The organism is Desulfobacula phenolica (assembly GCF_900105645.1).
Classification (GTDB): domain Bacteria; phylum Desulfobacterota; class Desulfobacteria; order Desulfobacterales; family Desulfobacteraceae; genus Desulfobacula; species Desulfobacula toluolica.
Genome location: NZ_FNLL01000006.1, coordinates 176,044 through 195,448, shown reverse-complemented (window position 1 = coordinate 195,448; position 19,405 = coordinate 176,044). Strand labels below are relative to the sequence as shown.

Annotated in this window: 15 protein-coding genes; 13 read left to right on the top strand and 2 right to left on the bottom strand. The window is 41.6% G+C overall.

Annotated features, from left to right (window positions below; all coding sequences use genetic code 11):
* The first annotated feature begins 2 nt into the window (after positions 1-2).
* The 3 genes from BLT94_RS11770 to tnpA all read left to right on the top strand — a co-directional run bounded on the left by BLT94_RS11770 (position 3) and on the right by tnpA (position 4,504).
* Positions 3-3,215, top strand: a complete 3,213-nt coding sequence (locus tag BLT94_RS11770) for an efflux RND transporter permease subunit (protein WP_092234269.1) — start codon at positions 3-5, stop codon at positions 3,213-3,215.
* Positions 3,216-3,312: 97 nt separating this feature from the next.
* Positions 3,313-4,185, top strand: a complete 873-nt coding sequence (locus BLT94_RS11765; protein WP_092234266.1) for a class I SAM-dependent methyltransferase — start codon at positions 3,313-3,315, stop codon at positions 4,183-4,185.
* 205 nt (positions 4,186-4,390) lie between these two features.
* Positions 4,391-4,504: an IS66 family insertion sequence element accessory protein TnpA gene (tnpA, locus tag BLT94_RS22650; protein WP_407641562.1), complete on the top strand. Its 114-nt coding sequence runs from the start codon at positions 4,391-4,393 to the stop codon at positions 4,502-4,504.
* Between the two features lie 389 nt (positions 4,505-4,893).
* Here the strand turns inward: tnpA and BLT94_RS11755 are convergent, their stop codons facing one another.
* Entirely contained in the window at positions 4,894-6,108 is a 1,215-nt protein-coding gene (locus tag BLT94_RS11755; RefSeq protein ID WP_092234263.1) for a DUF2325 domain-containing protein, read from the bottom strand.
* A gap of 591 nt (positions 6,109-6,699) precedes the next feature.
* On the opposite strand from BLT94_RS11755, the gene BLT94_RS11750 reads away from it, so the two are divergent.
* From BLT94_RS11750 to BLT94_RS11725, 6 genes are all read left to right on the top strand, one after another.
* Complete coding sequence (locus BLT94_RS11750; RefSeq protein ID WP_092234260.1) at positions 6,700-7,488, top strand: outer membrane lipoprotein-sorting protein; 789 nt, start codon at positions 6,700-6,702, stop codon at positions 7,486-7,488.
* The gene (locus tag BLT94_RS11745) at positions 7,485-8,720 is read left to right on the top strand and encodes a DUF1302 family protein (RefSeq protein ID WP_245743092.1); all 1,236 of its coding nucleotides are present in this window, start codon (positions 7,485-7,487) and stop codon (positions 8,718-8,720) included. The genes BLT94_RS11750 and BLT94_RS11745 overlap by 4 nt, the downstream gene beginning before the upstream one ends.
* 39 nt (positions 8,721-8,759) lie before the next feature.
* Entirely contained in the window at positions 8,760-11,099 is a 2,340-nt protein-coding gene (locus BLT94_RS11740; protein ID WP_092234257.1) for an efflux RND transporter permease subunit, read from the top strand.
* Between the two features lie 35 nt (positions 11,100-11,134).
* Positions 11,135-12,025, top strand: a complete 891-nt coding sequence (locus BLT94_RS11735) for a DUF4198 domain-containing protein (protein WP_092234254.1) — start codon at positions 11,135-11,137, stop codon at positions 12,023-12,025.
* 229 nt (positions 12,026-12,254) lie between these two features.
* The gene (locus BLT94_RS11730; RefSeq protein ID WP_175530341.1) at positions 12,255-14,312 is read left to right on the top strand and encodes a TonB-dependent receptor; all 2,058 of its coding nucleotides are present in this window, start codon (positions 12,255-12,257) and stop codon (positions 14,310-14,312) included.
* 145 nt (positions 14,313-14,457) lie between these two features.
* On the top strand, positions 14,458-16,482 hold the full coding sequence (locus BLT94_RS11725) for a TonB-dependent receptor (protein WP_092234248.1): 2,025 nt from the start codon (positions 14,458-14,460) through the stop codon (positions 16,480-16,482).
* Here BLT94_RS11725 and BLT94_RS11720 read toward each other — a convergent pair.
* Positions 16,466-16,726, bottom strand: a complete 261-nt coding sequence (locus BLT94_RS11720) for a hypothetical protein (RefSeq protein WP_092234245.1) — start codon at positions 16,724-16,726, stop codon at positions 16,466-16,468. The two genes, BLT94_RS11725 and BLT94_RS11720, sit on opposite strands and share 17 nt — an antisense overlap.
* On the opposite strand from BLT94_RS11720, the gene BLT94_RS22345 reads away from it, so the two are divergent.
* The 4 genes from BLT94_RS22345 to BLT94_RS11700 are packed head-to-tail and all read left to right on the top strand — an operon-like array spanning position 16,638 to position 19,307.
* The gene (locus BLT94_RS22345) at positions 16,638-16,931 is read left to right on the top strand and encodes a TonB-dependent receptor plug domain-containing protein (RefSeq protein ID WP_092234242.1); all 294 of its coding nucleotides are present in this window, start codon (positions 16,638-16,640) and stop codon (positions 16,929-16,931) included. The two genes, BLT94_RS11720 and BLT94_RS22345, sit on opposite strands and share 89 nt — an antisense overlap.
* Positions 16,932-16,988: 57 nt before the next feature.
* Positions 16,989-17,372 (top strand): hypothetical protein, encoded by a 384-nt coding sequence (locus tag BLT94_RS11710; RefSeq protein WP_092234239.1) that lies wholly within the window; start codon positions 16,989-16,991, stop codon positions 17,370-17,372.
* On the top strand, positions 17,293-18,387 hold the full coding sequence (locus BLT94_RS11705; protein WP_092234236.1) for a TonB-dependent receptor: 1,095 nt from the start codon (positions 17,293-17,295) through the stop codon (positions 18,385-18,387). The genes BLT94_RS11710 and BLT94_RS11705 overlap by 80 nt, the downstream gene beginning before the upstream one ends.
* 50 nt (positions 18,388-18,437) lie before the next feature.
* Complete coding sequence (locus BLT94_RS11700; RefSeq protein ID WP_092234609.1) at positions 18,438-19,307, top strand: DUF4198 domain-containing protein; 870 nt, start codon at positions 18,438-18,440, stop codon at positions 19,305-19,307.
* Positions 19,308-19,405 lie beyond the last annotated feature (98 nt).

The window sequence follows — 19,405 nt, the reverse complement described above, 5'->3', positions numbered from 1 at the left end:
ACATGAAAGCATTGGGAAATTGGTCTGTTGAACACAGGGTGTCCGTGAACCTGATCATGATTTTTCTCATTGTGGCAGGCCTGTATACGATTTTAAACATGAAACGGGAAATGTTTCCCCAGTTTTCTCTTGATATGATAGATATCTCGGTAGTATATCCAGGAGCATCCCCGGAGGAGGTGGAAGAAGGAATCTGTATCAAAATCGAAGAGCGGCTTAAAAGCCTTGAAGATGTCAAAACAATGTACTCGACAGCCCTTGAGGGGCAGGGTTCGGTATTGTTGGAATTAAAGGCCGGGACAGACATAAATGAAAAACTTGATGAGATTAAAACCCAGATTGATCTGATTGATTCATTTCCTGATCAGGCGGAAGACCCGGTTGTCGTGGAAATTAAAAACAATGATCCGGCCATATATCTTGCTGTTTACGGGGATGCTGACGAAAGGGTGTTGCGCCATACAGCCGAAAAAATAAGGGACGATCTTGTAGAAACCGATGACATTTCACTTGCAAGCCTTATTGGTGTCAGGGACTATGAAATTTCCGTTGAGGTGTCAGAAGAAACCCTGCGGCAGTTTAATCTTTCTTTTGACCAGGTTGCTGCTGCGGTAAAAACAGGAAGCCTTGATCTGCCCGGGGGCAAGATCAAGACAAAGGGGGGGGAGTTTCTTGTTCGTGCCAAGGGAAAACGCTACACTGGCGAGGAATTTGAACAAATTCCAGTGGTGACAAGAGAAGACGGGACAACCCTCCGGCTTGGGGATATTGCAACAGTTATCGATGGATTTGAAGATACGGATATCAAGGCACGTTTTAACGGTAAGCCTGCTGTACTGGTTGTTGTCCGGCGTACGGACAGTCAGGATAACATTGCCATTTCCAACACGGTAAAAGCGTATATTGAAAATCATAAAGATTCTCTTCCCAGAGGAATTGTCCTGGGATATTGGTTTGATATGGCCGATATGGTACAGGGCAGGATTGATCTTTTGTTGAAAAACGGCATCCAGGGCATATTGCTGGTATTTATCGTGCTGGCTTTGTTTCTTGATCTCGGACTTGCCTTCTGGGTGGCGGCAGGCATTCCCATATCCTTTATGGGGGCTTTTCTTGTTCTGGATTATTTGGGTGCCTCCATAAACATGCTCTCCTTGTTCGGGTTTATCATGACATTGGGTATTCTGGTGGACGATGCCATTATTGTGGGTGAAAATGTCTATACTCATTATAAAATGGGGAAATCTGCCAAAACCGCAGTGATTGACAGCATTGGCCGGATTGGGGCACCGGTTGTGATGGCCGTGACCACAACCATTGTGGCATTTATACCGCTGATGCACATTGCAGGGATTATGGGCAAATTTATCTCTATCATGCCCCAGACTGTGATCTGTATTCTTGTCATTTCTCTTGTTGAAGCCTTTATCATTTTGCCAGCCCACCTGGATCATGCATTGACACCGGCAAAAAAGAATAAAACCTTGATTTGCCGTGTCTGTTTTTCCTGGCTGGACTGGTTGAAAAAAGATCTTTTAGACGGTCATAAATGGTTACGGGACAGGGTTGAAAAAGCCTTGACCGGCTTTATTTACTCAATTTATACCCCTGCTTTAAAGTATTGTGTCAAGAACCAATATTTTACACTTGCCGTTGGGTTTGGGGTGCTGATTGTCAGTATCGGCTTTATGGCAGGCGGTCATGTGCCTTTTGTGTTTTTCCCGAAAACCGACAGCAACTGGATTGTCGCAGACATTATCTATCCCTTGGGAACTCCTTTTGAAGCTACGGAAAAAACCATAAAGCAAATTGAAAAAGGGGCTGTTGAACTTAATTCTTTTTTCAGGCATAGGGTGGCAGGAGGAGAAGATCTGGTTGTCAATCATTTTTCCCAAGTGGGTATCATTCCCAGAAGAGACTGGAAACCTGGTGTTTACGGAGGGCATTGCGGAGAAGCCTGGATAGAGATCCAGCCTGCATCAAAGCGGCCTGATATCTCCGCGCCCGATGTGACGGCAAAATGGCGTGAATTGACCGGAGATATTTTAGGGGCTGAACAGCTGAGCTTTTCCATTATAGGCGGAGGGCCAGGTGGAAACCCCATTGAAATTCAACTGGCCGGATTTGATCTGGAGCAGCTGGAACTTGCGGCAACCGCCTTGAAAAATGAAATTGCCAAATATCCCGGGACTTTTGATGTTACGGATAATTTCAGGCCCGGTAAAATGGAAAAACGCATTCATATCAAAAAAGGGGCCGGGTCATTGGGCATAACCATGGCAGATATTGCCACACAGATACGCCAGTCCTATTATGGAGATGAAGTTTTAAAGATCCAGAGAGGCAGGGATGATATCAAGGTAATGGTGCGCTATTCTCAAAAAGAAAGGGAATCGGAATCCAGTATTGATGAGTTGAGGATAAAAACCCGTGACGGCAGGCAGATCCCGTTGAACCAGGTGGCGGATATTGAAATGAAAAGAGGGTATTCAACCATTCAGCGGGTGGATAGAAAACGGATCATTACTGTTATTTCAGATATTGATGAAACTGCTGCCAATGCAAGACAAATTGTTGAAGATTTGAAAGAAAATTATCTGGACACTCTTGTCAACCGGTTTCCGGGAGTGAGTTATGATCTGGAAGGCCAGGCCAGGCGGACCGAAGAATCCATTGACAGCCTGAAACTGGGATTTTCCCTTGCAGCCATGATCATGTTTTTACTTCTTGCCAGCCAGTTTCGCTCCTATATCCAGCCGGTGATAATCATGACCGCCATTCCCTTCGGTCTTATCGGTGCGGTTGCCGGTCACTATGTCATGGATCTTGATATCACCATGATCAGTATTTTCGGAATTGTTGCTTTGTCCGGTATTGTGGTGAATGATTCATTGATTTTAATTGATTTTATCAATTCAAAAATCAGGCGAGGTGCAGGCATGTTCGCCTCTGTTATTGAAGCCGGTCAAAACAGGTTCCGGCCGGTTCTTTTGACATCTGTGACAACTGTTGCCGGACTTTTTCCGCTGCTTTTGGAAACCAGTTTCCAGGCCCAGTTTTTAATTCCCATGGCTGTTAGTATAAGTTTCGGCCTCATTGCAGCCACTGTTTTAACCCTTATTTTTGTTCCTGCTCTATATGTTGTTATTAACGACTTGACAAGACTCTTTGTTGCAGGAGAGGATGAAATCAAAGTAGAAGATGAAATCAAGTAAAAACAAACCATCATTATATAAAGCAATCAAATAGAAAATTAACCTAATAAAAACAACAACCCAATAAAAAAATAACCCAATAAAAAAAGCAATCAAAATGGACAATATATTTAATAAAAAATTTTGGCTCACAGAGTGGGAAAAGGATAAACAAACAGATACCTACAATGTTCATAAAGGTTTTTCCACCCCGGAATACTGGGATAAAGCTGCACAAACATATAATCAGAACAAAAAGGAAGTCCGGGATCGCCGCCTGGAAAAAACTCTTGAATTTTTAGAAAGAAGCGGGCTTTTGTTCAAGGGAATGACCGTCCTTGAAATCGGTTGCGGGACGGGTATGCTTGCCATTGAACTGGCAAAACAGGGAGCAAAGGTGACTGCCCTTGATTTTTCCCAAGGGATGCTATCTGTATTTAAACAAAACATTCCCAATGAAATTAAAGAACAGATCACTATTCTTCATGAAGATTGGTATAAGACGGATATAGCAGCAAACGGATGGGAAAAGAAATTTGACCTTGTGATTGCATTCATGTCCCCTGGTGTTGCAGGCCCTGACTCTTTTTTCAAGATGATGAGTTGTTCAAAAAAAGGCTGTGCCATAAGGGGATGGGCTGCAAAAAGAAAGCATACCATTCTTTCAGATCTGTGGCAAAAAATTATGGGAATCCCTTTGGAAGATAAACCGCAGAGCATTTTGTATAAAATAAATTTATTGTTTTCCATGGGTTTTTTTCCGGAGATTACCTTTGATACCATTGAATGGGAGCAAATTGTTTCAATTAAAGATGAATTTGACAGCCAGATGGCTTTTTTTCAAAAGGTAAGCAACAAACCTGAAGTTGAACTTGAAGAGATTATCCGACGTCATCTTGATACTGTCTCAACACCTGACAATCATATTGTCAGGCAGCATAAAGGGCTGACTGCCACGGCTGTCTGGATAATTGACAAACCTTATCCATAACGGTTGGAAATTAATCCTGCAAGGAGATGAGTTTACATGAAATCAAACGGGCGTATTTCCATTTTTCCTTTCATACTGCTAATAAAGGAATATGAGAATTTGTCATTTGTTTCAAGTCATTCCAATGTAAGCGATCAGTAAACCCCATCTTTTAGTTTGGCTCAGCACATGAGAAGATAACCTAAATTCAAATTCAAGGAGAGTTATAAAATGTCGGACAGGCCCAAAGAAGCCAAACGGAAGCATACCCAATTTCTGGAAACACCATATAGAAGAATGGTCCAAATCAGGATTATCCCAGAATGCTTATTGTCGATAAAATGGTTTAAAACCCAACCTGCTCATCTATTGGAAAAATAAAGTCAAGCGCCAAAATCTCCCGGCAGAGTTTGCCCAGGTGCTTGATGGTGCAAATTGCTGAGCTGCTCAATTCCCGTAGAGAAAAACTTATGTTGAATATCGATTCAGGATATCAGATCGAAATACCGAACGGTTTTTCCCTGACGACATTGGCGCAGTTACTCCAGGTATTAAGGATGGAACAGACATGACCATAACCAACACAAAGACGCAGGAAACATGTTATGACAATTCATTCATTACAGGTTTAATTTAATATAACTGATATTAAAATGAATTCCGGTTAATCGCCAAATTCAGAATTGCTGCATAAAAGATGTTCCCGTGATCATCCTTATCCCTGTCTGCTCAGTTCATCCTTGCTTCGTTTTCAGGTATAAACAAGGCTTGGGAGACAGCTGAAAGGCTTGAGCTGTTGAGGATTTTCAGCTGCTTGTTATAGCGGTTGCAAAGTTTTTTTACTTTAAGACATGCGCCATGGCTGTTGCAGTTAACCGGACATAAGACCACGTCGCACTGCTTGACTTTTGCTTTCAGATTTGTATGTGAATTTTTCATATATCCGTCATGATAGTTGAATTCTCCTCCTGCGGTTTCAACGATTTTTCTGTAAAGTGATTCCATTTTGGTTAGTCCGCCGATCATAAATATCCGTTTGGCACAGAGCTGATATCGTGGGCATGTATTTTCAGTACAATTACCGCTGATTTGGCAATTGCTTTTTTCAGTGCAGCCCGGAGATGCACAGAGTTTGAATCCCTCTACCAAGGAGTGGATTTCCTCTTTCATCAATTCGTTTTTATTCCTGACACTGAAAAGCTCTATCTGGATGGATTTTTTTTCACGTTCCTTGATCCTCAACTTTTTCTGTTCGTTTTTAATGCATTGTTCAAGATCAGTGATTTTTAACTCTAAGCTGCGGGTGGTATTTTCCTGATAGCTCTTCGGATCAAGTGTTTTTTCCAACTCAGTTATCCTTGTTTGCATGGTAAGGTTTTCAGCCTTGAGCAAGGCTATTTTTTTTTTGTCTGCCTTTCGTATATCAGACAGTGTTTTGAATTCTTCATTTTTAAGGGTTATTTTTTTTTGCATTTGTGTGAGGATTTCCTCTGACCTGCGCTGTTTTTGCCGGATATGAAAAATTTCAGTCATGTTGGCATGTGCCTGCATATGTACTTCTCCGTAGACATCCTGGAGCAGTTCCATATCGGTGTTTTTATAGGAAACGATGGCATACATCATGGGGCCTACGTTTCCTTTTTTTAATTGTTTCTTCCAAAGTGATCGTATTTCATGATCCGGCAGGCCGTTGATCCGAATCATCAGCTTACGGGCAATGTTTAGGATATAATTGTTCACCTTTACCGACACATGGTTTTTATCATGAAGCTTTATCATGATCTGCTGGTGGTATTCATAGGGCTTCATTTCCTTTACGTTATAACCACATTTCTTTAAAATGTTTTTATGCTTTTCAACAGAAAGCATTGCACCAATAATCGGACACTTGAAATGGCTTTTCACTTCCCAGATGTTCATAAATTTTGACAGTATATCTGACATGTTTTTTCCTTTATTCTGATATTATTTCTTGGTTGAGTGTTTTTTTTAGTTTTTAAATAAAAGTTTGATTTCATACTTTTATCCTTAAAGTTAAAGATAACAAAGTTTGGATTGTCCAACTTTTTAAAAGAGAATATAAACTGGGTATCTGGGTTTTGTCAATAAAAAAAGTTAGGCAAGGCTAATTTTTTTATTAAAGCTAATAGAAGTATTCAATTCCAATTATCCGGACAGTTTTAATTCCTATCGTTTTTACATTTGTAACGCCTTCTTTCTTGTTTTTAAACTCATTATCTGACTTCCTTGTCTTATCTTTATTGCATGAAACTGGATATTTGCTTTGTCAATAAAAAAAATAGGTGTAGTTATATTTATCTTTTAAGACTAATATCGCGTCTGCGATTCCATGTATCCGGACAGTTTAGTTTCTCAGGATTTTTACGCTTTCAATGTGTTTTTTTTTGTTTCTAACTCCCTTATGGAGCATAAAAACTCCCTCTCGGGGTAGTAAATAATGATTTTTATATGTTAGGAGTGCCAAATATTTTAATTAAAAGCTAATATTGTATTGATTTATAATCAGGAGGTTGAATGGTCGGAAAAATATTTTTTATTGCAATTTTGTGTCTGTTTTTAATTCCGGGATTTTTTTGTGTAAATGCTCTGGCGTTAACAGGCCGGGATGTGATGGTCATGGTTGATGAGCGTGAAGATGGCGATGATTCAAAAACAATTGTTGAGATGACCCTTGTAAATCACAGGGGAAAAAAACGGGTAAGGCAGATGGTCTCTTATAGAAAGGACTATGGCAAAGATTCCAAAAAGCTGATGTGTTTTAAAAAACCAGCAGATGTCAAAGACACCTCTTTTCTCTCGTGGGAATGGGATACACCTGGCAGGGATGATGATAAATGGCTCTATATGCCGGCCTTAAGAAAGGTAAGGAGAATTTGTGGGGAATCCACCAATGATTATTTCATGGGAAGTGATTTTACCTATGATGACATGGGCAAAAGAAATGTTGATGAAGACACCCATTTCTTAACCGGAGAAGAATCAATCAATGGCTCAGACTGCTGGAAGATTGAGTCAGTTCCCCTTGAAAAGGACACCTATTATGACAGAAAAATTCTGTGGGTCAACAAGGATGCAAAGGCTGTTGTTAAAGCTGAATATTATGATTCCCAGGGTTTGATTAAAACCTTTACGGTCAAGGATTTAAAGCTGCACAACAATATCTGGACCATCTTTGAGATGGAAATGCAAAATACAAGGGAAAATCATACCACAAGAATGAAGATGAGTAATGTTAAACACAATATCGGCGTTGCGGATTCTTTTTTCCAGACTGCTACAATATCCCGGGGTATCGTCAGGTGAAATTTTGTCGGATAAAGGCCTGCCTTGCGGTTTTTTTGGGCTTTATTTTTGCCGCAACATCCCATGGTTTTGAATTTTCAGGTCAGGAATTTGATTTTTCAGGATATGTGGAGACACGGCATTGTATGCAGGTTGAAAGCCCCAATGATCTGCTTGCATCAGAGACAATGGCAAGGCTTGAAACGCGAAGCTTTAAGGACGGTTGGTCTTTATTTACATCAATAAATCTTTCGGCAAATCATAAATTGGAAGATGAATCAGGAATTTCGATGCATGAGGCATATATTGATTATGTTGCTTCATCATGGGATTTACGTCTTGGAAGGCAGATTGTTATCTGGGGAAATGCCGATGGCGTTCGCATCACGGACAATATCTCGCCTTCTGATCTGTCTGAATATATCACCAGGGATTTTGATGAGATCAGGATGGCGGTTGGTGCCGTAAAATTAAGGTTCCTTGGAACTCATGGTACAGGCGAGGTGATTTATATTCCGTTTTTCAGGAAGGGTATTTCACCGGATAGAGACAGCCCCTGGTCTTTGGGAAATTTATCCGGCAACAACGCCACGGCCGGGAATGAACCTGAAAAAAATATTGAAAACGGGGAATTGGGAGCGAAATATGCCCTGTTTTTGCCGGGGTTTGACATGGCATTTTCATATTTTTATACTTGGAATGATTTTCCGTATTATGCGTATACCGGCAATACTGGTTCGTGCCGGGTAAATCCGGAGTTTCACCGTCTCCATATTTTCGGTTTGGAATTATCCAGGCCCTACAAAGATTTTGTTTTCAGGGGTGAGGCGGCTTTTTTTCATGGTAACCGTTATTTGTCAACACCCAGGGATGCTTTATTTGAGAAAAAAGACCAGGTCAAATGGCTTCTGGGTCTTGACTGGTCACCGGGAAGCAACTGGTTTTTGTCGTTCCAGGTTACAGAAGACAGAATCCTTGATTATTCAGCAAAGATTCAGCAGACAAAACAATCAGCAATGGTAACGGCGAATATCTCTAAAAAATTATTCAGGGAAAAGCTTATTTTATCAGGGATGCATTATTTAAATCTGGATGAAAAGGACAGCTTGACCCGGCTCAGTTCGGAATACCAGGTCATGGATGGTTTTTCCCTGTTTTTTGGTTCGGATATCTTTACAGGAAAAAGATCAGGCGGTTTTGGAAGATACAAGGATAATACCCAGGTATGGGCCAGGGCAAAATATAGTTTTTAATTATAATGAAAATTTTACAAAAAATTACAGGGAGCAACCATGATTGAAATTAAAAAAATCAATTGGTTTTTTTATGGGCTGGCTAAATTGATAGTACGGTTCAGGTATGTGAATATCCTTTTGTTTATTATGGTTTTAGGCATTGCTTTTTCAGGGCTGTCAAAAATCAAGACCGAGGCCGGGTGGGACGGCTATATGCTTGAGAATTCCGCATTAAAAATATCCGAAGACGAGTTTAAGGATATTTTTGGAAACAGTGATTATGTGGCGGTCATGGTGGAGGTTGACGATCTTTTTACGCCTGAAATTCTGTCTAAAATAAGGGAGCTTGGCCATGAGCTCAAACAAAAGATTCCCTTTGCAGACGATATCATGTCAATAACGGATTGCGAATTTTCCATTGGAAATGAAAGCGGCATTGAGATCATAAATCTTGTTCCGGATATCATCCCGACAGATCCCGGACAGTTGGAGGAAATAAGAAATCTTGCCCTTTCCAAAAAACTGCTTGCGGGAAAACTTATTTCAAAGGACAGTACCCAGTCCTGGATCATGTTAAGACTTCACCCCTTTCCGGATGGGTGGCGAAGCAAAACCAACCAGGGTGCTGATATGGTTGTGGGAAAAACGGCTGTCAAGATTATCGGGCAGGATAAATATCAGATACTCAATCCAAAATCGGCAGGCCTTCCGGTTCTTTCCCATGAAAAAATGAATTTTTTCAAACATGAGATGAAAAGAACCATGGGGCTTTCCCTTCTGGCATCCCTTGTTGTGCTGTCCCTGGCACTGCGGTCTTTCAGGAGTGTTTTGATTTCCATTCTTGTTGCATTCGGCAGTGTTTTTATCACCTTTGGGATTCAGGGGCTTCTGGGTATTTCCATTGATATTGGAATGGTAGTTGTCCCGATATACCTTGGTATTGCAGTTTCCATCGGTTATTCCATCCATGTGTTTTTGTTTTTTGACAGGGAATTTGCAAAAACAGGCAAAAGAAAAGAATCCATTTATCATGCAATGAAAGAGACAGGGTGGCCCCTTCTGTTTACAGCGCTTACCACCATTGGAGCTCTTGCCTCTTTTCATTTTGTAGAGGTAAAACCTGTCAGGTGGATTGGTTCAGCAACTTCCCTGCTGGTTGCCGTGATTTTCTGCATTGTAATTATAATGATTCCAACCTTATTAAGTTTTGGAAAAAATAAAACGCCCCAACTTGAAAAAAAACGTGCAAAAAGCATCAATCACAGGCTTGGAAATTTTATGGACAGCCTTGGTATAATGGTACTTGCCCGGCCCGGGTCAATAATGGCGGTTTTTGTTTTTAGCGTCCTCATATGCGGGTTTGGTCTTACGTTTCTTGAAGTCTCCTTTGATATACGAAAAAACATGGGATTAAAAGTTCCCTATGTTGAAAGATTGGATTATGTCAGTCATTCCGAGGTGGGCTCTCTTTATTCTTATAACCTTGTTGTTGAGTTTAAGGAAAACGGCATGGCAAGGGAACCTGAAAATTTAAAGAAGCTTGATCAACTCATGCAGGAGGCTAAAGGATATAAGCTTACAAAAAGGGTGACATCCATTGTTGAGATCATAAAGGACATGAACCAGGCGTTGAACCAGGGAGATCATGAATTTTATAAAATTCCCGAAACCCGGGAAATGGTTGCCCAGATCATGCTCCTTTATGAGAACGCCGGTGGAAAAGAAGCGGAAAAATGGATTGATTATGATTATAGACGCTTAAGGTTCATGGTTGACCTGGAAGATTATAATTCCTTTGAGGCAAAAAATGAACTGTTAACCTTAAAGGCAAGTGCGCAAAAAATGTACCCAAATGCCACAATTTCCATGGCAGGTTCCATAGCCCAGTTTACAGTCATGCAGGACGTGGTTTCCTGGGGGCAGATCGTTTCTTTTTTCGTAGCCATATGCGTTATCACCCTGTTGATGACCATTGTTTTCGGCAGCTTTAAAACCGGGCTTATTGCCATGATTCCCAATATTACCCCGGCCATAGCCGTTGGAGGACTCATGGGATGGGCAGGTGTTCCCCTTGATATGATGACCATTACCATTATGCCCATGCTGCTGGGCCTTGCCGTGGACGACACCATCCATTTTATCAACCATACAAAACTTGAGTATGAGCGATGCGGGGATTATCACATGAGTACAAGAAAAACCTTTACGGCCATAGGGGTTCCTCTGTTTCTAACCACTTTGATCATCATGGCGAATTATTCGGTTTACCTGACTTCCATCGCCAATGTTTTTGTTATCATGGGGACATTAACAATAGTGGGTATCCTGTCAGCCCTTCTAACCGATTATTTTGTTACACCGATATTGCTTGTCTGGGCAAAACCCTTTGGGAAATAGCCCGTTAAATCAACCCGATAAACAGGAGAAGAAAAATGAACAAAAAAATTACCATGTGTTTTACTTTGATTGCAGCACTTGCTTTTTCCACCAGTGTGTTTGCCCATTCGGTCTGGATCAACTCGTTTGAATCCCATGCCCACAAGTCCAGGCATGCCATGATTTCCCTGGGATGGGGGCATGCTTTGCCCATGGATGATATCCTTACATCTCCAAACGGCCGGATTGCCATTGAACAATTTGAACTGATTGATCCAAATCTTAAGAAAACAGATCTTATCAAACCGGAATTCAAGCTCAGCAAGCCGGATCTTACCACAGGCAATTTTGATCTTTTTGCCGCTGACCTTGGCACCCAGAAAATCGCTCTCAAAAAAGACAGCGCTGAAGGTGTGTATCAAATCAGTGCAATGTCAAAACCCACATTTTACACCCAGTTTATTGATAAAAAAGGCAATAAACGGCTTAAACTGAAACCGAAAAACGAAGTCAAAGACATTAAAAAAGTATTAATGGCCGTTAAATATCAGGCCTTTGCCAAATCCTACCTCACGGTTGGCAAATGGACCAACCCAAAACCCCTTGGTCACGGTCTGGAAATTATTCCTCGCACTGATCTGAGCAATCTGCATATAGGTGATCTGGTTGAGGTGGATGTGCTTTTTTACGGCAAACCCCTGGATGCCAAAGCCGGGAGTATGGATTATATCACCGCCCATAGCAGCAGCTTTGGACAAAGTGACGGTTTTTCATTATTTTCTTACATTAAGAAGGGAAAAGCCCAGTTCCGTGTACTCAGTTCAGGTCAGTGGATGATCGGTGTCAGCCACAAGGAAGATGTGACCAAAGACGGTCCTCTCAAAAACCTCTACGGCAAAGCCAATCAGGTTTACCATGGTGGCAGTCTGACTTTTAACGTTAAATAGACCAGGTCTGTACGGCAGGCTGTTTTAAAGCAGCCTGCCTTGCCATGGAAGTAATATAGCTTTTCAGCAGGGCGAAATGGCAGGTGCCATGATTCGTACGGGATTTTAATTTTTTTAATTTCGCACTTTGACAACGCCCTTGAATGATATGGATCTCGATACTGCAAGGAAATGGGATAAATCGTCAAGTATTTATAATACAAGAAAAAAAGAAAAGGAACTTGTAAAAATGCAAATCATTAAAAGCAGGGGCAGGCTTTTTATAGTTGTGGCTTTGGTCTGGCTTATTTCCGCCCAGGTACAGGCACAAGATGCGGTACAGGTTGATACAATCACCATAACCGCCAACAAGATGGAAGAAAACATCCAGGATGTGGCGGGCAGCGTATCAGCCTTGAGTGAAATGCAGATAGAGGATGCGGGAATAAATTCATTTAATGATATCCACATTCATATCCCGAATTTTTCGAGCTATGCAAGCGGCAACATGGGCGGTTATGACAGCATAAGGGGACAGACCAATCTTATAACTTCTTCAAGAGCGGTTGGTATATATGTTGATGACGTGCCTGCAATTCTCTCTTCATGGACAAAGCTCACAAATCTCTATGAAACCGAGCGCATAGAGGTATTGAGGGGACCTCAGGGGAACCTGTACGGATTAAACTCCGCCGGAGGCGTTGTAAATATTATAACAAAAAAACCAGGCAACACCTTCAGGGCAAATGCTACGGCGGAATACGGAAATTATGATTTAAGATCATACAAGGCTTCGGTAAGCGGACCTGTTGTTAAAGACAAACTTTTTATGGGATTTGCAGGAAAATACAAAACAAGGGACAGCTATATTGAGGAAGAGGGCGCGGATACGCACAAGGACAACTGGATTTCAGGCAGGTTTCAGATGAGATGGGTTCCTTTGGATACGACAAATATTCTGTTTACCTCAATTGATGAGGATAGCGATTCCGATCATGGAGTATGGGTTCCAAAGGACAGTGATCCCTTTAAAATTAAAAACATGGGACTTGATGAAAAAGGTGATACATATGGAAATATCAGGTCTCTGAGAATCAAGCATCATACACCATGGTTTGACCTTACATCAATAACGGCAAAGGTTTCCGGTGAATCTCAAAGTGTTGGCGGAAAGGATTTCGTTTCCGGAGGGGCGAATCTCAAGTATATGGTTAATGATCAGGACAGTAACAAGTGGATGCAGGAGCTTCGCTTTGCTTCCACGGATAAAGAAAATGCTTTTCAGTGGATTCTTGGAGGGTTCTATCTTAAAGGGGAAGAGGATACCAACGGTAATTTCTGCAAAGACACCGGAACCATTGATGCTCCCACCGGAATATATGCCGATGATATAACCGAATCTGAAATTGAAACAGACATATTCTCATTATTCGGGCAGGCAGGGTATACCTTTCAGGAAAGACTGACTATTACTGCGGGACTTCGTTATGACAGGGATAAAAAAGAGACCGATTTCCTTCACAACGCGAATGGAACGGTTATCGCAGACTATGAGGCATCCACAACCTGGGATGCTGTTTCCCCCAAGCTTGTTGTGGATTTCAGGGCGAACGATTCAATCATGACCTATGTGAGCGTTGCAAAGGGATATAAATCAGGAGGTTATTCCTCACATATGGGAGATACACCTGAAGATGCCATGTTTGATCCTGAATATGCATGGTCATATGAGACGGGAGTGAAAACAAACTGGCTGAACAACAGGATTATTGCGAACATGTGCGGATTTTACACGACCGTGGACGATATCCAGATAATGTATACTGATCCCGACACATGGCAGATGAGTTATAAAAATGCAGCGGAAGCAACTCTCTGGGGAATTGAGCTGGAGACAATCTTCCGCCCGTTTGCCGGGCTGCAGGTTATGGCATCTTTTGGCTTGCTTGAAACGGAATTAGAAAAACATGAAATCAGGGAATATGAGGGAAACCGTGTCCCATTTGCCTCAGATTATAATGCAGGACTCGTCATACAGTACAATTCTCCATGGGGAATATACATCAGGGGCGAAGGTTCCTGGTTCGGTAAAAGTTATTTCGGCGAGGATAACAAGTACAGCCAGGAAGCCTATATGATTGCAAATTCGAAAATAGGATATGAAACTGAAAATTTTAATATCAATTTTTACATAAAAAATGCATTTGATAAAACATATTATAACTTTGTCAACTGCAGGGGTGGCGTAGAAAAAGGAATATTAGGCACTCCCCTCACATGCGGAGTTCAGGCAACGCTGAGGTTTTAAGGCCTTTGCTAAAGATTTCAAAATTCTCAATTCAATCCCGGACCATGACCGATTTTGAATGATATGGATCTTTATATTTCAAGGAAATAGCTGGAATTTCCGGATACTATAATAAAAGGGAAAAAAGAAAAGGAAAATTTGAAAAATGCAAATTCTTAAGAGGGCAGGCAGGTTTTTTATGTGCCTGGCCATGACTTGGATGATTTTTGCCCAGGCACAGGCACAAGAATCGGTACAGGTTGACTCAATCACCATAACCGCCAATAAGATGGAAGAAAATGTTCAGGATGTATCAGCCGGCATAACTGTTTTTACTGAAAAAAGCATTTCAGATTTAAGGATTGATTCAATCTCGGATGTGGCGGCCTATACACCCAATTTCATGATCTATGAAAACGGTATTTCAGGTGCAAATGCTCCGGTCATGAGGGGGATGTTTGCCGATATTCATTCCCATTCCGTATCCGCCGGCATGTATGTGGACGGGGTTCCCATTCTTGACGGCATGGCCTATGAACAGGATATGCTTGATATTGAAAGGATTGAGGTGTTAAAAGGCCCTCAGGGCACGCTATATGGTAAAAGTTCCGAGGCAGGTGTTATCAATATAGTAACAAAAAAGCCCGGCAATATTTTTACAGGCAAAATCGCAGGTGAAGCCGGTATGGACAATAAACGCAAGGCTTTGGTTTCCATGTCCGGCCCCATGAAAAAAGATAAGCTCTATTTTGGAATCTGTGCCCTTCAGGATGAAAAAGACGGCTGGGTTGAGGATAAAAATTCAGGCGAAACCGTGGATGATATACAGCGCCGGTATGGCAGCGCAAAATTGAGATACACGCCGGCTGATAATCTTGACATCGTTTTGCAAGGATCAATCCGTCAATATGATGATGAACAGGGACATATGAATTTAACTCCCATGGGAGCTGCAATGTATGGCCTTGCAGCTCCTGAAAACAGAAAGGTAACCAGTGATTTTTCAGGGGGCAATAAGAGCAAAATATCCTCACAATCCTTGAATGTTGACTGGGATGTTACTGAAAACCTTAAAATAACATCAACCACTGCCCATCGAAAGTTAAGCAAGGATATGGTGCTGGATTATGATTTTTCCCCCCAGACTTTTTTGCATTGCGTTAATAACGACTCAAATGCCAAGTTGTCCCAGGAGTTAAGGACCGGTTTTTCAAACGAGAAACTTAAGCTTGTAACAGGCTTTTATGCTGATAAAGATAAAATCGTTTCAGATTATACTTTATACTCAATCATTCCGGGCATGGCAATGGCTTCTAAAGACGAAATAAAGGGGACATCCGGTTCTGCGTTTACCCATGCCGGTTTTTTACTTGGTGAAAAACTGACGATTCTTGGCGGGCTGCGATATGATTATCAGAAAAAGGAGTATGAATCTGCCGGATATTCAATTGATAATAACTGGGATGAAATTTCTCCCAAAATCGGGGTGGAATATAAAATTAAACCTACAATAATGACCTATGCCGGCATTTCAAAAGGCTATCTTTCCGGCGGGTTTAATCCTTATGCCCATGAACAGGCGTATCTGTCCTATGATGAAGAAAAACTGTGGTCCTATGAAATTGGTGCAAAAAGCAGCTTTTTTGACAACAGGCTTATTTTGAATGCTGCTGTTTATTATATGGATATTGATGATTTGCAGGTACATGAAATGATTGATTCTGCACGATCCTATACAACCAATGCTGCCAGGGCAACAGGAAAGGGCTTTGAGCTTGAACTTACCGCCATGCCTGTACGGGGACTGAGTTTCATGGCAGGAGTTGGCTTAAGTGATGTTGAGTTTGATGAGTTTAAAGATGCAGCAGGAAATTACAAAGGCAATAAGAAACCCTATGCCCCGGAATATAGCTTTAATGTGGGCGTTCAGTACAGGAGCGTCACAGGGTTTTATTGCAGGGCTGATATAACGGGATATGGGGGTATGTATACGGATAAGAAGAACGAGTTTAAAAGAGATGCCTACGAGCTTGTCAATGCAAAGATCGGCTATGAAACAGAGAAATTTGATGTGTATATTTACGGGAAAAATATATTTGATAAAGCATATGATTCCGTCTATGGAGATGGGTTCTATGTAAATTACAGCAAACCTGCCGAAGCCGGAGTGACAATCACATACAGGTTCTAAAAAAAGGTGAATTCATGAAATTAATACGCACACAGATCAAGAAGGGTTTGGCCATTTGCCTGTTACTGCTGGCTGTTTCCGGCATTTGCCATGGAGAGGAAGAATAATACAGGCTTGAGTCCGTCACCGTTACGGCAGACAAAAGAAAAGAAAATATCCGGGATGTCCCGTCGGCCATCACGGCATTTACCGAAACGGATCTTGAGGATGCCGATATCGTAGATATCAAGGCTGTTACAGACATGATCCCCAATATGATGATCGATTCCGGAATAGGAGGCAATAATAATGTTATTTTCCGGGGGATCGGTTCCAGCATGTTTACCGGCAAAAATCCTGTTGTTCTTTATGTGGACGGTGTTCCCTTTGATCAGGTCTCCCATTATGGCGCGGACCTTGTCAATATTGAACGGGTGGAGGTGCTTCGCGGTCCCCAGGGCACCCTGTAAGGGAAAAATGCCATTGGCGGTGCCATTAATGTCGTCTCCAAAAAACCCGGCAATACCATGGAATCAAAGGCAAACATACAGGCGGGCTCGAATGAAACCTATGGTGTCAAAGGTTTTATTAACGGACTCCTTATAAAAGATGAATTGTTTTTCGGCCTGTCTGCCAATTATAATGAATCAAGGGGCTTCATGAAAAATGAAGATCCGGGCCAGGATTATTTTGATGCCAAAGAAAATAAAAATGCCAAGGCCCGGCTTCGATGGCTGCCGACAGATCAATTTGAGGTTAATTTCCATGCCGGTATTGATCAGTTAAGAAACGGTTCCGACACAAGCATTGCCCCGGGTCCACTCAGGTACCATGAAAAAAGAAATCCGCATTCAGTCACTGGAAAACAGCGGGCGATTAAAATGGATGGGGGGACTCTACTATTCCTTTGAAGAACAGGATTATCATGATTTTTCTATAACCTATGATACCATGGCGTTTGGCCATAACACCAAATATAACTGGCCCGGGAACAGGAGTACAAAGACCATGGCGGCCTTTGGGCAGGTGACCGTCCCCATTGCCGGTTCCCTTGATTTTACAGCAGGACTCCGGTGCGAAAGGGTTAACAAGGAACTTGACTACCGGCATTATGATACCCGCACCGATACGGGAGAACGGCTTTCCTCCGTGGAATGGAGCCGGGAAGAAGACTGGGATGCCCTGCTGCCCAAAGCTGTTTTGTCCTGGCGTATGAACAAGGATGCCATGACCTATTTCAGCGTATCCCAGGGGGATCTGGCCGGTGGTCTTAATGCAAACGGGGATGATAAAGAGACTGCCAAATTTGATGAGCAGACATCCTTGAATTATGAAATCGGTGCCAAGACGGCCTTTCTTGACAACCGGCTGTTTTTCAATGCCGCCAAAGCCCACAGCCAGGGCATTGAGCTGGAATTAAAAGCAAGACCTTTGCAAGGCCTTGATATTTCCACGGCTTTTGGATGGACGGATGCCGAGTTTGATGAATACAAAAATTATACCGGGAAAACCCCAAAGCAGATGCCTGCCTATACCTTTAATCTTGGCATCCAGTACAGGGTTCCCTGTGGATTTTTTGTGCGGGGTGAGATGGAAGGGCTTGGCAGAACCTATTATGATGAAGCCAACACAATCAAGCAGGATGCCTTTCAATTGTATCATGCCAAAATCGGTTATGAAGCATCAAATTGGGATGTCTACCTTTATTGCAATAACCTGCTGGACAAAGAGTATTTTTCTTCCATGTCCTTCGGCAGATTCTCCGTTGCCGAGCCGCGTACCTTTGGTGTTCTTGCTTCTGTTCAAATACACGATTCCGCTAAAAAAATAAACAGAGTCGTTATCGGCCTTGCAAAATTTATGGTTTGTTCGTTTTATAAATCAGGAAGTGGTTATGAAACTGCATTCAATTTTTTATTGGGATGATTATAACACAGATTCTTTTTAAGAAATTAAATTTAAAACAAGGAGCTTTGATGAATAAGTTTGAAAGTCAAAAAAAAATAGATCAACATGTTATATTGAAAAGCACGGTATTTATAGTTGTTTGCCTGCTGTTTTCTTTTAATGCCTATGGACATTCTCTTTACATACAGTCCAGTCGTTATAAGGTACATGAAGGAAAACGGTCGCCTCTGTTTTTTTGCTATGGTCATCATATTCCCGTTGATGACGGTGTAAAAGGAAAAAAACTCAAATATATCAAGATACAGTCTCCCGGAGCCGCTGTTCAGGAACTAGAAATACGAAACGAGACCTGCTTGCATTCATATATGGTTAATTACAGCACTCCCGGCACCTATGTGCTGTCGGCTGAAACCACTCCCGGTTATTACACCGTCTACATTGATAAAAAAGGGCGTGAGCGTCATACCATCAAGCCTAAAAGCGCTGTTATCAAAAATGCTCAGAAAATTATAAAAAGCCTTTACAGTAAACAGTACACAAAAACATATGTGGTGTGTGATACTCCTTCCAGTAATTTTCCATCCCATGTCGGACTGAATCTGGAACTTGTGCCGGTCAAGGATATTTCAACATTGAAATCCGGAGAAACCTTGGAATTAATCGTCTATTACAAAGGGAAACCATATAAAGGAGAAGGAACCTGGGATGCCACTTTTAACGGATTTTCAACTGAATCCGAAGATAATTTTTATCCGAAAACCAGAGTATCAGGCAGTGATAGAATAAAAATTCCCATTCCTAATGCGGGAAGGTGGTTTGTTCGATATTTTATTAAAATTGATGCCAAGGGTGAAGAACTGGAAAAGTTTTCTCAAATGAAATATACAGCCTCTCTGGTATTTCAGATACCCAATAAGAAAAAAGAAGCCAACCTTTAAATGACGACCGTGGCAGATCAAGCTACCACAACTAAAAATTAAAGAGTTCTGATTCTTAAGAGATTGAAAGTTCTTTCATATAAAAAAAATCAAAAAGG